The 15,068-nt window shown below is 67.7% G+C and carries 13 protein-coding genes; 10 read left to right on the top strand and 3 right to left on the bottom strand.

The genetic code is table 11. The features are described from left to right. Window positions 1-35: 35 nt before the first annotated feature. Window positions 36-1,298 (top strand): Zn-dependent hydrolase, encoded by a 1,263-nt coding sequence (locus ACOCMH_RS23290; protein ID WP_427313214.1) that lies wholly within the window; start codon window positions 36-38, stop codon window positions 1,296-1,298. Between the two features lie 27 nt (window positions 1,299-1,325). Here ACOCMH_RS23290 and ACOCMH_RS23285 read toward each other — a convergent pair whose 3' ends face one another. After that, complete coding sequence (locus ACOCMH_RS23285) at window positions 1,326-1,673, bottom strand: hypothetical protein (protein WP_427313213.1); 348 nt, start codon at window positions 1,671-1,673, stop codon at window positions 1,326-1,328. A 301-nt stretch (window positions 1,674-1,974) separates the two neighbouring features. Here ACOCMH_RS23285 and ompR point away from each other — a divergent pair, with 301 nt between their 5' ends. The 5 genes from ompR to ACOCMH_RS23260 all read left to right on the top strand — a co-directional run bounded on the left by ompR (window position 1,975) and on the right by ACOCMH_RS23260 (window position 6,354). Beyond that, complete coding sequence (gene ompR / locus ACOCMH_RS23280) at window positions 1,975-2,697, top strand: two-component system response regulator OmpR (RefSeq protein WP_010810107.1); 723 nt, start codon at window positions 1,975-1,977, stop codon at window positions 2,695-2,697. 24 nt (window positions 2,698-2,721) lie between these two features. Beyond that, window positions 2,722-4,071 (top strand): ATP-binding protein, encoded by a 1,350-nt coding sequence (locus ACOCMH_RS23275; protein ID WP_116356344.1) that lies wholly within the window; start codon window positions 2,722-2,724, stop codon window positions 4,069-4,071. 353 nt (window positions 4,072-4,424) lie between these two features. Further along, a complete protein-coding gene (locus ACOCMH_RS23270; protein ID WP_427313212.1) occupies window positions 4,425-4,973 on the top strand; it encodes a peroxiredoxin in 549 nt (182 codons plus the stop codon). A 105-nt stretch (window positions 4,974-5,078) separates the two neighbouring features. Beyond that, window positions 5,079-5,600, top strand: a complete 522-nt coding sequence (locus ACOCMH_RS23265; protein WP_427313211.1) for a carboxymuconolactone decarboxylase family protein — start codon at window positions 5,079-5,081, stop codon at window positions 5,598-5,600. A gap of 178 nt (window positions 5,601-5,778) precedes the next feature. Further along, window positions 5,779-6,354, top strand: coding sequence for a GNAT family N-acetyltransferase (locus ACOCMH_RS23260; protein ID WP_427313210.1), 576 nt, complete (start codon window positions 5,779-5,781; stop codon window positions 6,352-6,354). A gap of 2 nt (window positions 6,355-6,356) precedes the next feature. Here the strand turns inward: ACOCMH_RS23260 and ispF are convergent, their stop codons facing one another. Both ispF and ispD read right to left on the bottom strand, forming a co-directional pair. After that, the gene (gene ispF, locus ACOCMH_RS23255) at window positions 6,357-6,866 is read right to left on the bottom strand and encodes a 2-C-methyl-D-erythritol 2,4-cyclodiphosphate synthase (protein ID WP_012352652.1); all 510 of its coding nucleotides are present in this window, start codon (window positions 6,864-6,866) and stop codon (window positions 6,357-6,359) included. A gap of 4 nt (window positions 6,867-6,870) precedes the next feature. Continuing rightward, window positions 6,871-7,611, bottom strand: a complete 741-nt coding sequence (gene ispD, locus ACOCMH_RS23250) for a 2-C-methyl-D-erythritol 4-phosphate cytidylyltransferase (protein ID WP_115706714.1) — start codon at window positions 7,609-7,611, stop codon at window positions 6,871-6,873. 207 nt (window positions 7,612-7,818) lie between these two features. Here ispD and mfd point away from each other — a divergent pair, with 207 nt between their 5' ends. The 4 genes from mfd (at window position 7,819) to serB (ending at window position 15,049) form a co-directional block, all read left to right on the top strand. Continuing rightward, window positions 7,819-11,268 carry a transcription-repair coupling factor gene (gene mfd, locus ACOCMH_RS23245; RefSeq protein ID WP_427313209.1) on the top strand — a complete coding sequence of 1,150 codons (3,450 nt, stop codon included), beginning with the start codon at window positions 7,819-7,821 and terminating at the stop codon, window positions 11,266-11,268. 80 nt (window positions 11,269-11,348) lie between these two features. After that, a complete protein-coding gene (gene argE, locus ACOCMH_RS23240) occupies window positions 11,349-12,572 on the top strand; it encodes an acetylornithine deacetylase (RefSeq protein WP_427313208.1) in 1,224 nt (407 codons plus the stop codon). A gap of 139 nt (window positions 12,573-12,711) precedes the next feature. After that, the gene (locus ACOCMH_RS23235; protein WP_427313207.1) at window positions 12,712-14,091 is read left to right on the top strand and encodes an amidohydrolase; all 1,380 of its coding nucleotides are present in this window, start codon (window positions 12,712-12,714) and stop codon (window positions 14,089-14,091) included. A gap of 103 nt (window positions 14,092-14,194) precedes the next feature. Further along, window positions 14,195-15,049, top strand: a complete 855-nt coding sequence (serB, locus tag ACOCMH_RS23230) for a phosphoserine phosphatase SerB (protein WP_427313206.1) — start codon at window positions 14,195-14,197, stop codon at window positions 15,047-15,049. The last annotated feature ends 19 nt before the right edge of the window (window positions 15,050-15,068 follow it).

Below are 15,068 nucleotides of genomic sequence, written 5' to 3'. Positions count from 1 at the left end.
CCGTTCCCGATCCACTTGTCCCAAGCCGTACCGCCATGACGCAGTCCTCCGCCGCCCTCGGCGACACCATCCTCGCCCATGCCGACGCACTCGCCCGTTTCTCCGACATGGAGGGCGGCCTGACCTGCGCCTACCTGACCCCGGCCCACCGCGCCGCGCAAGCCCGGCTGGCGCAGTGGATGGAAGCCGCCGGCATGCCGGTGCGCATCGATGCCATCGGCAATGTCATCGGCCGCTATGCCGCCGATGCGGCCGTGCGCGACGCCCGCGTGCTGATGACCGGCTCGCACTTCGACACGGTCCGCAATGGCGGGCGCTATGACGGCCGGCTGGGCATCCTGCTGCCGATCGCCGTGGTGGGCGCGCTCAACCAGGCCGGCATCCGCCTGCCCTATCACCTCGAGGTGGTGGGGTTCGCCGAAGAGGAAGGGCTGCGCTTCAAGACCAGCTTCCTGGCCAGCAGCGTGCTGGCCGGGCGCTTCGACCCGGCCCTGCTCGAACGCCAGGACGCCGACGGCGTCACGTTGCGCGAGGCGCTGGCCGCATCCGGCCTGCCCGGCGCCGGCGACCTGCAAGCGCTGCGCGCGGCGGCGGTCGATCCTGCGTCGCTGCTGGGCTTTGTCGAAGTGCATATCGAACAGGGCCCGGTGCTGCTGCACCATGGCCTGCCGCTGGGCGTGGTCACGCAGATTGCCGGCAGCAGCCGTTTCTCGGTACGCGTCGAAGGTCTCGCGAGCCACGCCGGCACCACGCCGATGGGCATGCGCCGCGACGCCGCCGCAGGCGCGGCCGAGATGATCCTGCTGGTGGAGCAGCGCTGCGCGGCGACGCCGACGCTGGTTGGCACGGTGGGACAGCTGCAGGTGCCGGACGGGTCGAGCAATGTCATCCCGGCGGCCTGCACCTTCTCGATGGACATTCGCGCCGGCGAGGACGGCATCCGCGAGGCCGCCATCACCGACATCGTGGCCGGCATCGCGCAGATTGCGGGGCGCCGCGGGCTGACCGCGCAGGTGGAGCGCGTGCCCCCGGTCAACAACGCGCCGTGCGCGCGCTGGCTGATGGATCAGTTCGGGGCGGTGCTGAAGAAGCGCGGCCTGCAGGCGTTCGAGCTGCCGTCGGGGGCCGGCCATGACGCCATGATGATGCAGCGGATCACCGATGTGGCGATGCTGTTCGTGCGGTGCGGCAATGGCGGCATCAGCCACAACCCGCTGGAGACCATCACGGCCGACGATGCGCAGCTGGCCGCTGAGGTTTTTGTGGATTTCCTGCGGCACTTCCAGCCGCGCGGCTAGACACGCGCGAGGCCCGGCGGCAACGGGTCAGCCGCCCTGGTAGATGTCGCGGCCGAAGTCGTAGAGGTTCTTGCGCAGACGGCGGCGCTCGTCAGGCGACAGGCGCGAGCCGCCGCGTTCCTCGCCGCGCCGGCGCTCGGCCTCGCGCTGCTCGGCGCGGTGGCGCTCTGCGCGGGCGCGGGCCTCGCGCTGGCTGTTGCCCGGATCGCTCGCCTGTGCCGACGGGTAGCGCTTGAGCAAGTGGGCCATTCCCGCCGATTGCGCGCGCGCCGTCCCGGCCGGCATGCACAGCGCCAGCACGGCCAGCGCCAGCGCAAGGCATGCGCCGGCGATACCATGCTGCGGATGCCCGGGCCGGGTTCGGTTCACTTTCATTGATAATGGCGGTCTTGGCTTCGCGATCAGGCGGTGGTTGGACCGCCCTGAAGCCTGGGATTCCGATACCCCGTCCGGCGCCGCATCCTCTGCAAGCATTGCGCCAGCAGGGCTGGACGGGCTGGCGGAAGCCGTGGATCGTCCGGCGAAAATGCGTGGAAAACTGCCGCGCACGGCGCCGAAATGGACGGATTGCGCAGTGTAATCGCACGATTGGTGCACACTGCCATACCACGGGGTAAAGTATGTAACGTTTTGTTAAGCCATTTTGAGCGAAAGCGATAGTCGCTAAGATACCGCCATGGAAAATACCAGCCACAAGATTCTTGTCGTCGACGATGACCCGCGTCTGCGCGATTTGCTGCGCCGCTATCTGGGCGAACAGGGTTTCACCGTGCTGGTGGCGGAAAACGCCACCGCGATGAACAAGCTCTGGCTGCGCGAGCGTTTCGACCTGCTGGTGCTGGACCTGATGATGCCGGGCGAAGACGGCCTGTCGATCTGCCGCCGGCTGCGCGGCGCCAACGACCAGACCCCGATCATCATGCTCACCGCCAAGGGCGAGGACGTGGACCGCATCGTCGGCCTTGAGATGGGCGCCGACGATTACCTGCCCAAGCCGTTCAATCCGCGCGAACTGATTGCGCGCATCCACGCGGTGCTGCGTCGCAAGGGCCCGGCCGAAGTGCCCGGCGCCCCGTCGGAAACCCCCGAGACCTTCGCCTTCGGCGACTTCGTGCTGAACCTGGCCACGCGCACGCTGACCAAGAACGACGAGGAAATCACGCTGACCACCGGCGAGTTCTCGGTGCTGAAGGTGTTCGCCCGCCATCCGCGCCAGCCGCTGTCGCGCGAAAAGCTGATGGAAATGGCGCGCGGCCGCGAATATGAAGTGTTCGACCGCAGCCTGGACGTGCAGATCTCGCGCCTGCGCAAGCTGATCGAGCCGGACCCCAGCAACCCCCGTTTCATCCAGACGGTGTGGGGCCTGGGCTACGTCTTCATTCCCGATGGCGTGAAATAACCGATTACGGCCGCTGTTCCTATCGTGGCGACCGTAATCGGCCGTACCGCAACGCGGTTCTTTGGTTCGCTGTTCTGGCGGACCTTCATGCTGATCGCCCTGTTGCTGGCCATCTCGCTGGGCATCTGGTTCCAGAGCTACCGGCTGTTCGAACGCGCCCCGCGCGCGCAGCAGATCGCGATGCAGGTGGTCAGCGTGGTCAAGCTTACGCGCGCCGCGCTGCTGTATTCCGACCCCGCGCGGCGGCGTTTCCTGCTGCTGGACCTGGTGCAGAACGAAGGCATCAAGGTCTATCCGCGCGAGAAGGACGACGACTTCGCCGCGCCCACCGCCAATCCGTTCCTGACCTCGCTGGTACAGCAGGAGATCCGCAGCCGCCTGGGCGAGGACACCGTGCTGGCCACCACCGTCAACGATATTCCGGGCGTATGGGTCAGCTTTGAAATCGAGGGCGACGACTACTGGGTCGCGATCAGCCCCGAGCGCTTTGAGCGCGTGCCTGGCATCCAGTGGCTGTGGTGGAGCATTGCCGCGCTGCTGCTGTCGATCATCGGCGCGGCCTTTATCACCGCGCGCGTCAACTACCCGCTCAAGCGGCTGGCCAACGCCGCGCGCGCCATCGGTGCCGGCGGCGATCCGCCGCCGCTGCCCGAGCATGGCGCCAGCGAAGTGGCACTGGCCAACCACAGCTTCAACCAGATGGTGCGCGACCTGCGCCAGCTCGACGACGACCGCGTGGTGATGCTGGCCGGCATCTCGCATGACCTGCGCACGCCGCTGACGCGTTTGCGGCTGGAAACCGAGATGTCGCCGATGGACGGCACCACGCGCGACGCCATGATCGCCGACATCGAGCAGATGGACGCCATCATCGGCCAGTTCCTCAATTACGCGCGACCGCCGCTCGATACGGTCGAGCCGGTGGACCTGTCGGCGCTGGTGCACGATGCGGTCGGGGTCTATGCCGCGCATGACGACGTGCGCGTGCATGTGCGCGCCAACGAGCCGGTGATGGCGGTAGCCAACCGCATGGAAGTGCAGCGCATCCTCGACAACCTGGTCGAGAACGCGCGCCGCTATGCCAAGGACGAGCAGACCGGCATGGCTGTGGTGGAGATCTCCACGCGCGTGGACGACAAGGAAGCCGTGCTGACCGTGGCCGACCACGGCAACGGCGTGCCCGACGGCCAGCTGTCGCTGCTGACGCGGCCCTTCTACCGGCTCGACGCCGCGCGCAGCGAAGCCAAGGGCGCCGGGCTGGGCATGTCCATCGTCAACCGCATCATGCAGCGCAACGGCGGCCGGCTGCTGCTCGCCAACCGCGCCGCGCCGGCCACGGGGCTGGTGGTCAGCGCGTGCTTCCGGCGCGCCTGAGCGGCGCGGCGCATTCACCGGTTTTCGATGCCCGCAGCGGGGTGGCAATCCCGGCCGCTTGATTTCCCGGCGAACGTCACCAATTGCCATGTGCGGTCCCGCCACGCATGGCATACTGGCCCACCGCATCGGCAGCGCTGGCGCGCCGATGCCGATGGCACCAGAGACCGCACGAAGATGCGCCACATGCTTTGCCTATCGGGCTGTTTGAGAATATCAATTAGCCCGCCCCTCGGTGATGACGCATAATCACGTTTTGTCGCGGTACGCCGCCGCAGCAGCCGTAGCACCGGTCCCACGCCGGGCCCGCGGCGGCGGCACCGCTCTCATTGCAACCGTATCAGGAGAAGTCTATGAAGACCGTTGGTGACAAGCTCGAAGCCTTCCACGTCGTTGGTGTCAAGCCGGGTTTCAACAATCACGAAGAGAGTGGCCAGTCGGCTTTCGAAGACATCACTGAGAAGTCGTTTGAAGGCAAGTGGAAGATCATTTACTTCTACCCGAAGGACTTCACCTTCGTGTGCCCGACCGAAATCGTGGCGTTCGCCAAGCTGAACGGCGACTTCGCCGACCGCGACGCGATCGTGCTGGGCGGTTCGACCGACAACGAGTTCGTCAAGCTGGCATGGCGCCGTGAGCACAAGGACCTGAACAAGCTGAACCAGTGGCAATTCGCCGACGTGACCGGTTCGCTGATCGACCAGCTGGGCGTGCGTGACCACACTGCCGGCGTTGCGCTGCGCGCGACCTTCATCGTCGATCCGGAAAACACGATCCAGCACGTGTCGGTGAACAACCTGAACGTCGGCCGCAACCCGGACGAAGTGCTGCGCATCCTGGACGGCCTGCAGACGGACGAGCTGTGCCCGTGCAACCGTGCCGTTGGTGGCGCCACGCTGTAATTGCTGTCAGTCGCCAGACGCCGTGGCGATCCGCGGAGGGCCCTGCCCTCCGCAGCAAAACCCGCTTGCGCGGGTTTTTTGAGCCCCGCTTGATAGGAGAAATAAATGGAATTCCTCAGCACGATTAAGAATCTCATTCCCGATTACGCCAAGGATATCCGCCTGAACGTGGACGGCACCATCGCGCGCTCTTCGCTGGAAGGCAACGATGCGGTGGGCGTGGCGCTGGCGGCGGCGTTCGCGGCGCAGAGCAAGGTGCTGGTGGACGCCATCCGCAACGCCGAGGTGCTGTCGCCCGAGGAAACCAATGGCGCGCTGACCGCGGCCGCGCTGATGGGCATGAACAACACCTGGTATCCGTATGTCGAGATGGCCGACGATCCGGACCTGGCCAGCCAGCCGGCCGGGCTGCGCATGAACGCCTACGCCAACCATGGTGGCGTGGACAAGCGCCGCTTCGAGATGTACGCGCTGGCCGCCTCGATCGTGGGCAAGTGCCATTTCTGCGTCAAGTCGCACTACCAGTTGCTGAAGAACGAACAAGGCATGACGGCGCAGCAGCTGCGCGACGTCGGCCGCATTGCCGCCGTGATCGTGGCCGCCGCCAACGTGATCGCGGCGCAGTAAGGCATCAGCGCGCCCCCGCGCCCTCCCGGCGCCCGGAAACTGGCGCCGTAGCACAGCAGCCGGCAGCTTCCCATCCGGGATTGCCGGCTGTTCCCATCCTGCAACCGGCATCGCCCGAACCTGCGCGGGCCCCGCGATCCGCCTACAATCCAGGCAGGATACGCACTTTCAGCCCGCCATGACCCTGCCTTCGCCGAACTCCCCCCGCTTCCATTACCGCCTGGCGGCGGTGCATGACTGGGGCGACATCGCCGCCGTCACGCAACAGGCCTACGGGCAATATGAGCTGGCCATCATGGAAGATTGCCGCGCCTCGTTCCAGCGCGGCATGCAGGCCGTGCTGGCGACCAGTAACCCGGATATGGAATGGTGGGTGGCGGAGACCGATCACGGCATCATGGGCGCCGTGCTGTTCTGCCACCCGGGTGCGACGCTGCCGGCGCTGGACGGCAGCACCATTACCCTGACCCAGCCCGAAGCACGGCTGCTGTCGGTCAGCCCGCAGGCGCGCGGCCTGGGGCTGGGCCGCACGCTGATGCAGATCTGCATCCAGCGCGCGCGCGATATCGGCGCGTCGACGCTGGTGGTGCGGACCATGCCGGAAATGGCGTCGGCCAACCGGCTGTGCCAGCAGATGGGGTTCACCAAGCGCACCGAGGCCGGCGCGCGCAGCGGCGCGATGGCGCGGCTGATCGACTACACCTACGCCATCCCGCCGGAAGACCCCGCGGCGCCCGACGCCCCGCGCGGCTGAATTCAGTCCTGCGCGTCCGCCACCGAGGCGCGCCACAGCAGCACCGCGGCCTGCGCCACGATCCCTTCCTGGCGCCCTTCGAAGCCCAGCTTCTCGTTGGTCTTGGCCTTGACGTTGCAACGTCCGCGCGCAATCGCCAGGTCTTCGGCCAGGTTGGCGACCATGGCGCCGATATGCGGCGCCAGTTTGGGCGCCTGCGCAATCACCGTGGCGTCGACATTGCCGATTTCATAGCCCGCCTCGCGCACGCGGCGCGCCGCCTCGCGCAACAGCGCGCGGCTGTCGGCGCCGGCGAACTGCGCATCGGTGTCGGGGAAATGGCGTCCGATATCGCCCAGCGCCGCGGCACCGAACAGCGCGTCGGTGACCGCGTGCAGCAGGGCATCGGCATCGGAATGGCCCAGCAGGCCACGGTCATGCGGAATCTCCACGCCGCCGAGGATCAGCTTGCGGCCGGGCACCAGCGCGTGGACGTCATAGCCCTGTCCCACCCGGATATCGAAAGGCATCATGCGGTCATGCTCCTTTGGCGTGGTTGCCCAGCAGCACTTCGGCCAGCGCGAAGTCCTCCGGGTAGGTCACCTTGAAATTGCGCAGCGAGCCGTTGACCAGCCGCGGATGCAGCCCGAGGCGCTCGATCGCGCTGGCCTCGTCGGTCACCACCGCACCAGCCGCCATGGCGTCCTGCAGCGCCTGGCGCAGCACGCCCAGGCGAAACATCTGCGGCGTCTGCGCCTGCCACAGCCCTTCGCGCGGCACCGTGGCGCCGATGCGGGCATCGTCCTGGGCCCGTTTCAGCGTATCGGGCACCGGCACGGCCAGGATGCCGCCGATGGCGGCGTCGGGATCGTCGTCGCCATCGCTTTCCACCGCGCGCACCAGCGCATGGACCATCGCCGGGGTCAGCCCGGGGCGCGCGGCATCGTGCACCAGCACCCAGTCGGCATCGGTCGCGCCCAGTTGCGCCAGGTGGTGCAGGCCCGCCAGCACCGAGGCATGGCGGCTGTCGCCGCCAACAAAGGCGGTATCGAAGCGCAGCCCGGCAAACGCAGCCGCGCCGAAACGCGATTCCAGCGGCATGTCGTCGGGCGCCAGCACCAGCGCGGTGGCATTGATGGCGTCGCACGCCGAAAAGGCCGCCAGCGCGTACCAGATCATCGGCCGGCCGGCCACGGTCTGGTATTGCTTGGGTACGGCGCCGCCGGCGCGGCTGCCGGTACCGGCACAGGGAATCAGGGCAAAGCGGCGAGCGGACACAGGATCGGCGTGGAGTGAAAGAAGCGCGGCCACCGCCGGCCAGCCTGGCCAGCGGGACAACCGGTGCGCATTCTATAATACGGCCCTTGCCTGTCGCCATGCCGTGTCAACGTAACCGGCTGGCGCCACCGGCACCTGAAGTCCCCTGTTCCGACCCCCGCCCGCAACGCCGGCGGGGCGTCGTCGTTTTGAACGCCCCCTGCCGACATGCCTGACGCCACGCCCGCCTTTCCCTTTGTCAACCTGCCGCTGGTCAAGCCGGGGCTGCGCCACAGCGTGGCCGGCCTGCGCGGCTCGGCCGATGCGCTGGCGCTGGCCGCGTACGCGCGCCAGCACCGCGCGCGCGCGCCGATGCTGGCGGTGGTGTGCTCGCATGCCGTCGACGCGCAGCGCCTGGCCGAGGAAATCCCATGGTTCGCGCCGGAGCTGCGCGTGCGCCTGCTGCCCGACTGGGAAACCCTGCCCTACGACAGCTTTTCGCCGCACCAGGACCTGGTGTCCGAACGCCTGGCGACGCTGCACGACATCCAGACCGGCCAGTGCGACGTGATGCTGGTGCCCGCCACCACGGCGCTGTACCGGCTGGCGCCGCCAGCCTTCCTGGCGGCCTACACCTTCTTCTTCAAGCAAGGCGAGCGGCTCGACGAAGCCGCGCTCAAGGCGCAGTTCACGCTGGCCGGCTACGAGCATGTCAGCGCGGTGATGCGGCCCGGCGAATACAGCGTGCGCGGCGGCCTGATCGACCTGTATCCGATGGGCTCGGCGCTGCCGTACCGGATCGACCTGTTCGGCGACGAAATCGAGACCATCCGCGCCTTCGACCCGGACACCCAGCGCAGCCTGTACCCGGTGAAGGAAGTGCGGCTGCTGCCCGGGCGCGAATTTCCGCTCGACGAAGCCGCGCGCACCGCCTTCCGCGGCCGCTGGCGCGAGCTGTTCGAAGGCGACCCGACCAAGTCGCCGATCTACAAGGACATCGGCAACGGCGTGCCGTCGGCCGGCATCGAGTATTACCTGCCGCTGTTCTTCGAGCACAGCGCCACCGTGTTCGACTACCTGCCCGCCGACACGCAACTGGCGTTCGCCGGCAATGTCGACGAGGCCATCCGCCGCTTCTGGGCCGACACCACGCAGCGCTACAACTTCATGCGCCATGACCGCGAGCGCCCTCTGCTGCCGCCCGCGGACCTGTTCCTGTCCGAGGAGCAGTTCTTCGTCGCCGCCAAGCCGATGGCGCGGCTGGTGCTGCAGGCCGAGGCCAACGCGGAGCAGCCGGCGTTTTCGGCGATCCTGCCCGACGTCGCGGTCAATCGCCGCGCCGAAGACCCGCTGGTCAACCTGGAGGCCCTGCTGCTCGACAAGCAGACCCGCGTGCTGATGTGCGCCGACTCCGCCGGCCGGCGCGAGACGCTGCTGCAACTGTTTGCCGAAAGCGGCCTGCGCCCGCAGACGGTCGATGACTTTGCCGCGTTCCTCGCCGGCGACGCGCATTTCTCGATCGCGGTGGCGCCGCTGCAGAGCGGCTTTGCGCTGCCGCAGGCGCAACTGGCCTTTGTCACCGAGGCCGAACTGTACGCCGGCACCGCGCGCCGCACTGGCCGCCGCAAGCAGGAGCAGGCTTCCGCCGTCGATTCGATGGTGCGCGACCTGGCCGAGCTGAAGATCGGCGACCCGGTGGTGCACAGCGAGCACGGCATCGGCCGCTACCAGGGCCTGGTGACGCTCGACATGGGCCAGGGCGACGAGGAATTCCTGCACCTGGACTACGACAAGGGCAGCAAGCTCTATGTACCGGTGCACCAGTTGCACGTGATCTCGCGCTACTCCGGCGCGGACCCGGATACCGCGCCGCTGCACCACTTGGGCTCGGGCCAGTGGGACAAGGCCAAGCGCAAGGCCGCCCAGCAGATCCGCGACACCGCCGCCGAACTGCTCAACCTGTATGCGCGCCGCGCCGCGCGCGAGGGCTTTGCCTTCCCGCTGTCGCCAAAGGACTACGAGACCTTCGCCGAAAGCTTCGGCTTCGAGGAAACCCCGGACCAGGCCGCCGCGATTGCGGCGGTGATCGCCGACATGACCTCGGGCAAGCCGATGGACCGGCTGGTGTGCGGCGACGTCGGCTTCGGCAAGACCGAGGTGGCGCTGCGCGCGGCCTTCGTCGCGGTGCTGGGCGGCAAGCAGGTGGCGATGCTGGCCCCGACCACGCTGCTGGCCGAGCAGCATTTCCAGACGCTGTCCGACCGCTTTGCCGAATGGCCGGTGCGCATCGTCGAGCTGTCGCGCTTCAAGACCAAGAAGGAGATCGACGCGGCCATCAAGCAGATCAACGAAGGCACCGTCGACATCGTCATCGGCACGCACAAGATCCTGTCCGACCAGGTCAGGTTCCAGCGCCTGGGGCTGGTCATCATCGACGAGGAACACCGCTTCGGCGTGCGCCAGAAGGAAGCGCTGAAGACGCTGCGCGCCGAAGTCGACATCCTGACCCTGACCGCCACGCCGATCCCGCGCACGCTGGGCATGGCGCTGGAAGGCCTGCGCGATTTCTCGGTGATTGCGACCGCGCCGCAGAAGCGGCTGGCGATCAAGACCTTCGTGCGCCGCGAAGAAGATGGCGTGATCCGCGAGGCCATCCTGCGCGAGCTCAAGCGCGGCGGCCAGGTCTACTTCCTGCACAACGAGGTCGAGACCATCGAGAACAAGCGCGCGCGGCTGGCCGAGCTGGTGCCGGAAGCACGCATCGCGGTCGCGCACGGCCAGATGCACGAGCGCGAGCTGGAACGCGTGATGCGCGACTTCGTTTCGCGCCGCGACAACATCCTGCTGTGCACCACCATCATCGAGACCGGCATCGACGTGCCGACCGCCAACACCATCCTGATCCACCGCGCCGACAAGTTCGGCCTGGCACAGCTGCACCAGCTGCGCGGCCGGGTCGGGCGCTCGCACCACCAGGCCTATGCCTACCTGCTGGTGCATGACGTCGACGGCCTGACCAAGCAGGCACAGCGCCGGCTCGAAGCGATCCAGCAGATGGAGGAACTCGGCTCGGGCTTCTACCTGGCCATGCACGACCTGGAAATCCGCGGCGCCGGCGAAGTGCTGGGCGACAAGCAATCCGGCGAGATCCACGAAATCGGCTTCCAGCTGTACACCGACATGCTCAACGCCGCGGTCAAGGCGCTGAAGGCCGGCAAGGAGCCCGACCTGATGGCGCCGCTGGCCGCCACCACCGAGATCAACCTGGGCACGCCGGCGCTGCTGCCTAACGATTACTGCGCCGACGTGCATGAGCGCCTGTCGCTGTACAAGCGGCTGGCCAACTGCGAGACCCCCGAGCGCGTCGACGACATCCAGGAAGAGCTGGTCGACCGCTTCGGCCGGCTGCCGGCGCAGGCGCAGGCGCTGGTCGAGACCCACCGGCTGCGCATTGCCGCGGCGCCGCTGGGCGTGCGCAAGATCGACGCCGGCGAAGCCACCATCAGCGTGCAGTTCGTGCCCAACCCGCCGATCGACGCGATGCGCATCATCGACCTGGTGCAGAAGAACCGCCATATCAAGCTGGCCGGCCAGGACAAGCTGCGCATCGAGGCCAAGATGCCGGACGTGGCGGTGCGCGCGCAGACCATCAAGCATACGTTGCGGCAACTGGCGTAGCGTCCATGCCGATCCTGCATGGACGCGGCGCGCGGCCGGGTGTAGCATCAATTCCTTAACAAGTTAGTGATACCGCCCCCATGCCAGCCCCAGCCGCCCGAGCCGACTCCCGCCAGTCCGTCACCGAAACCGCCGCGCGCGGCAGCGCGCTGGAATGGACCCAGCGGCTGGTCGCGTACGACACCACCAGCCGCCATTCCAACCTGGGCCTGATCGAGTCGGTGCGCGACCATTTCCTGGCCAAGGGGCTGAAGCCGCATCTAAGCTACAACCCGCAGCAGGACAAGGCCAACCTGTTCGTGACCGTGCCGGCGGCCAATGGCGCAACCAATGGCGGCATCGTGCTGTCGGGCCATACCGACGTGGTGCCGGTGGACGGACAGGCCTGGACCACCGACCCGTTCAAGCCGGTGGTGCGCGACGGCAAGCTGTACGGCCGCGGCACCTGCGACATGAAAGGCTTTATCGGCACCAGCCTGTCGCTGCTGCCGGCCATCCTCGATGCCAGGCTGCGCGAGCCGGTGCACTACGCGCTGTCGTTCGACGAAGAGATCGGCTGCATGGGCGCCCCTTACCTGCTGGCCGAACTGCGCGAGCGCGGCGTGACCCCGGGCGGCTGCATCGTCGGCGAACCCACCAGCATGCGCGTGATCGTTGCGCACAAGGGCATCAACGCCTACCGCTGCTGCGTGAAAGGCCAGGCCGCGCATTCGTCGCTGACGCCGCGCGGCGTCAATGCGATCGAATACGCCGCGCGCCTGATCTGCTTCATCCGCGACCTCGCCGACGAGTTCAAGGCCAACGGCCCCTACGACCAGGCCTTCGACGTGCCCTACACCACCGCGCAGACCGGCACTATCCAGGGCGGCATTGCGCTGAACACGATTCCGGCGCTGTGCGAGTTCGTGTTCGAGTTCCGCAACCTGCCGGGCGTCGATCCTGAAGCGATCTACGCGCGCATCCAGGGCTATGCCAACGACGTGCTGCTGCCGAAGATGCGCGCCGAGCATGCCGATGCCGGCCTGACGCTGAGCAAGATCGCCGCCGCGCCGTCGCTCGACGTCGCCGAGCAGGAAGCCATCACGCAGCTGGTGCGCGCGCTGACCGCCGACCGCGACACCAACAAGGTTGCCTACGGCACCGAGGCCGGGCTGTTCCAGCGCGCGGGCATTCCGGCGGTGGTGTGCGGGCCCGGCGATATCCAGCAGGCGCACAAGCCGGACGAGTTCGTTGCGCTGGAGCAGCTGGCTGCGTGCGAGGCGTTCCTGCACAAGGTGGTGGACAGCCTGCGGGTAGCGGGCTGAACTTCACCAGGGTTGGCTCGCTCCCCTCTCCCGCTTGCGGGAGAGGGGAGAAACCACTCAGCTTTCCTCGGCGCATGCATTCTGCCGCGCGCCAACCACACCGCCAGCATCAAACCAACAACAACGAAGGAGATCCTGCATGGCTGCACGTCGCACCGCATCGCGTTCCACCACCCGCTTCGCCCTCGCCGGCCTGGCCCTGGCCGCCGGGCTGCTCTGCCACACCGCTCAGGCGCAGGCCCCGGCGGCACCCCCCGGCGCCGATGCGCTGCATGCCCAGATCGAAACCCGCGCCAAGGCGGTGGAAAAGCAGCTGATCGCCTGGCGCCGCGATATCCACCAGCATCCGGAACTGGGCAACTACGAGACCCGCACGGCCAAGCTGGTGGCGGACCACCTGCGCAAGCTCGGCATGGAGGTCAAGACCGGCGTGGCCAAGACCGGCGTGGTGGGCCTGCTCAAGGGTGGCAAGCCGGGACCCGTGGTGGCACTGCGCGCCGACATGGACGCGCTGCCGGTGAAGGAGCGCGTTGACGTGCCGTTTGCCTCCAAGGCCAAGGGCCAGTACCTGGGCAAGGAAGTGGACGTGATGCACGCCTGCGGCCATGACACCCACGTCGCGATTTTGATGGCCACCGCGGAAGTGCTGGCCGGCATGAAGGACCAGTTGCCCGGCACCGTCAAGTTCATCTTCCAGCCGGCCGAGGAAAGCCCGGCCGATTTCGAGCCCAACGGCTCGAACATGTGGGGCGCCAAGCAGATGGTATCGGAGGGCGTGCTGGACAATCCCAAGGTCGATGCCATCTTCGGCCTGCACGTCAGCAGCGGCATCGAATCGGGCAAGCTGGGCTGGCGCAGCGGCGCATCGATGGCGGCGGCCGACCAGTTCTGGATCGACGTCAAGGGCCGCCAGACGCACGGCGCGCGGCCGTGGGGCGGCATCGACCCGATCGTGGTGGCGTCGCAGATCGTGCTGGGCCTGCAGACCATCCAGAGCCGCCAGGTCAATGCCATGCTGGAGCCGTCGGTGATCACCGTGGGCACCTTCCACGGCGGCAACCGCATGAACATCGTGCCGGAGAAGGTCGAGATGATGGGCACCATCCGCACCTATGACGAAGGCATGAAGAAGGACATCCATGCCCGCATGAAGCGCACCACCGAGGCCATTGCCTCCAGCGCCGGGGCCGAGGCCAGCTTCCGCGTGGTCGAGCTGTACAACGCCACCGTCAACCAGCCGGCCCTGACCGAGCAGATGGCGCCGACGCTGCGGCGCGTGGCCGGCGAGGGCAACTGGATGATCACGCCCAAGGCCACCGCGTCCGAGGATTTTTCTTTCTACCAGGAGAAAGTGCCCGGCTTGTTCTTCAATCTGGGCGTGACGCCCAAGGGGCAGGACGTGACCAAGGCGCCATCGAATCACTCGCCGGAGTTCTATGTGGATGAGCCGGCGCTGATCAATGGCGTGCGCGCGTTGTCCAGCCTGACCGTGGACTACATGGTGATGGCGCAACGCTGAGCGGGTTCGCCCGGGGCACCACGGGGGGCTACAATAGCGCTTTTGCCGCGTTGCAGCCCCCGCCTTGCCGACAACCGCGGCAAGCGCCCGATTCCCATCCGTCATGCCCCTGATCCTGCAGAGCCTCGCCCCGCTTTCCCCCGCCGACCTCGACACCGCCCGCACCCTGGCCCGCGCCAGCGCACCGGTGCCGCGCAGCGACACCGTGGCCGTGGCCGAGGACTGCGCACCGCTGACGCCGGCGCTGCGCGATGCGCTGGACGACTTCTGCGGCCCGCGCGCGATCGACTGGGCGGTGGTGCCGGCCGGGCGCAGGCTGTCCGACTTCCGCCTGGTGGCGATGGACATGGACTCGACCCTGATCACGATCGAGTGCATCGACGAGATCGCCGACTTCTGCGGCCTCAAGGCCGAGGTCTCCGCCATCACCGAAGCCGCCATGCGCGGCGAGATTACTGATTTCAACGAAAGCCTGCGCCGCCGGGTGGCGCTGCTCAAGGGGCTCGACGCCGCCGTGCTGGACCGCGTCTATGCCGAACGCCTGCGGCTGTCGCCGGGCGCCGAGCGCATGCTGCAGGCGGTGCAGGCGCTGGGCCTGAAGACGCTGCTGGTATCCGGCGGCTTCGTGCACTTCACTGACCAGCTCAAGCCCCGCCTGAAGCTGGATTTCACCCGCGCCAACACGCTCGAGATCGTCAACGGCAAGCTGACCGGCAACGTGGTCGGTGAGATCGTCAACGCCGACGTCAAGGCCCGCACCGTGCAGGAAGTGTGCGCGCAGATCGGCGCCACGCCGGACCAGGCCATCGTCATGGGCGATGGCTCGAACGACCTGAAGATGATGGCCGTGGCGGGCCTGTCGGTGGCGTTCCGCGCCAAGCCGGTGGTGCGCGCGCAGGCCAGCGTCGCGTTCAACCACGTGGGGCTGGACGGCTTGCTGGCGCTGTTCCCGCACTGAATCCCCCGCGGCGCGCGCG

Source organism: Cupriavidus sp. H39, assembly GCF_050271075.1.
Taxonomy (GTDB): Bacteria; Pseudomonadota; Gammaproteobacteria; order Burkholderiales; family Burkholderiaceae; genus Cupriavidus; species Cupriavidus necator_B.
Note: the sequence above shows the minus strand (reverse complement) of the source record. Positions and strands in the feature narration are given on the sequence as shown.

What these genes read in the sequence shown, in the direction of transcription:
- ispF (WP_012352652.1), bottom strand. Translation starts at nt 6,866, where the DNA reads ATGATGCCTTTCGATATCCGGGTGGGACAGGGCTATGACGTCCACGCG.
- ACOCMH_RS23260 (WP_427313210.1), top strand. Translation starts at nt 5,779, where the DNA reads ATGACCCTGCCTTCGCCGAACTCCCCCCGCTTCCATTACCGCCTGGCG.
- ACOCMH_RS23265 (WP_427313211.1), top strand. Translation starts at nt 5,079, where the DNA reads ATGGAATTCCTCAGCACGATTAAGAATCTCATTCCCGATTACGCCAAG.
- ACOCMH_RS23235 (WP_427313207.1), top strand. Translation starts at nt 12,712, where the DNA reads ATGGCTGCACGTCGCACCGCATCGCGTTCCACCACCCGCTTCGCCCTC.
- ACOCMH_RS23270 (WP_427313212.1), top strand. Translation starts at nt 4,425, where the DNA reads ATGAAGACCGTTGGTGACAAGCTCGAAGCCTTCCACGTCGTTGGTGTC.
- mfd (WP_427313209.1), top strand. Translation starts at nt 7,819, where the DNA reads ATGCCTGACGCCACGCCCGCCTTTCCCTTTGTCAACCTGCCGCTGGTC.
- serB (WP_427313206.1), top strand. Translation starts at nt 14,195, where the DNA reads ATGCCCCTGATCCTGCAGAGCCTCGCCCCGCTTTCCCCCGCCGACCTC.
- ACOCMH_RS23285 (WP_427313213.1), bottom strand. Translation starts at nt 1,673, where the DNA reads ATGAAAGTGAACCGAACCCGGCCCGGGCATCCGCAGCATGGTATCGCC.
- ompR (WP_010810107.1), top strand. Translation starts at nt 1,975, where the DNA reads ATGGAAAATACCAGCCACAAGATTCTTGTCGTCGACGATGACCCGCGT.
- argE (WP_427313208.1), top strand. Translation starts at nt 11,349, where the DNA reads ATGCCAGCCCCAGCCGCCCGAGCCGACTCCCGCCAGTCCGTCACCGAA.
- ACOCMH_RS23290 (WP_427313214.1), top strand. Translation starts at nt 36, where the DNA reads ATGACGCAGTCCTCCGCCGCCCTCGGCGACACCATCCTCGCCCATGCC.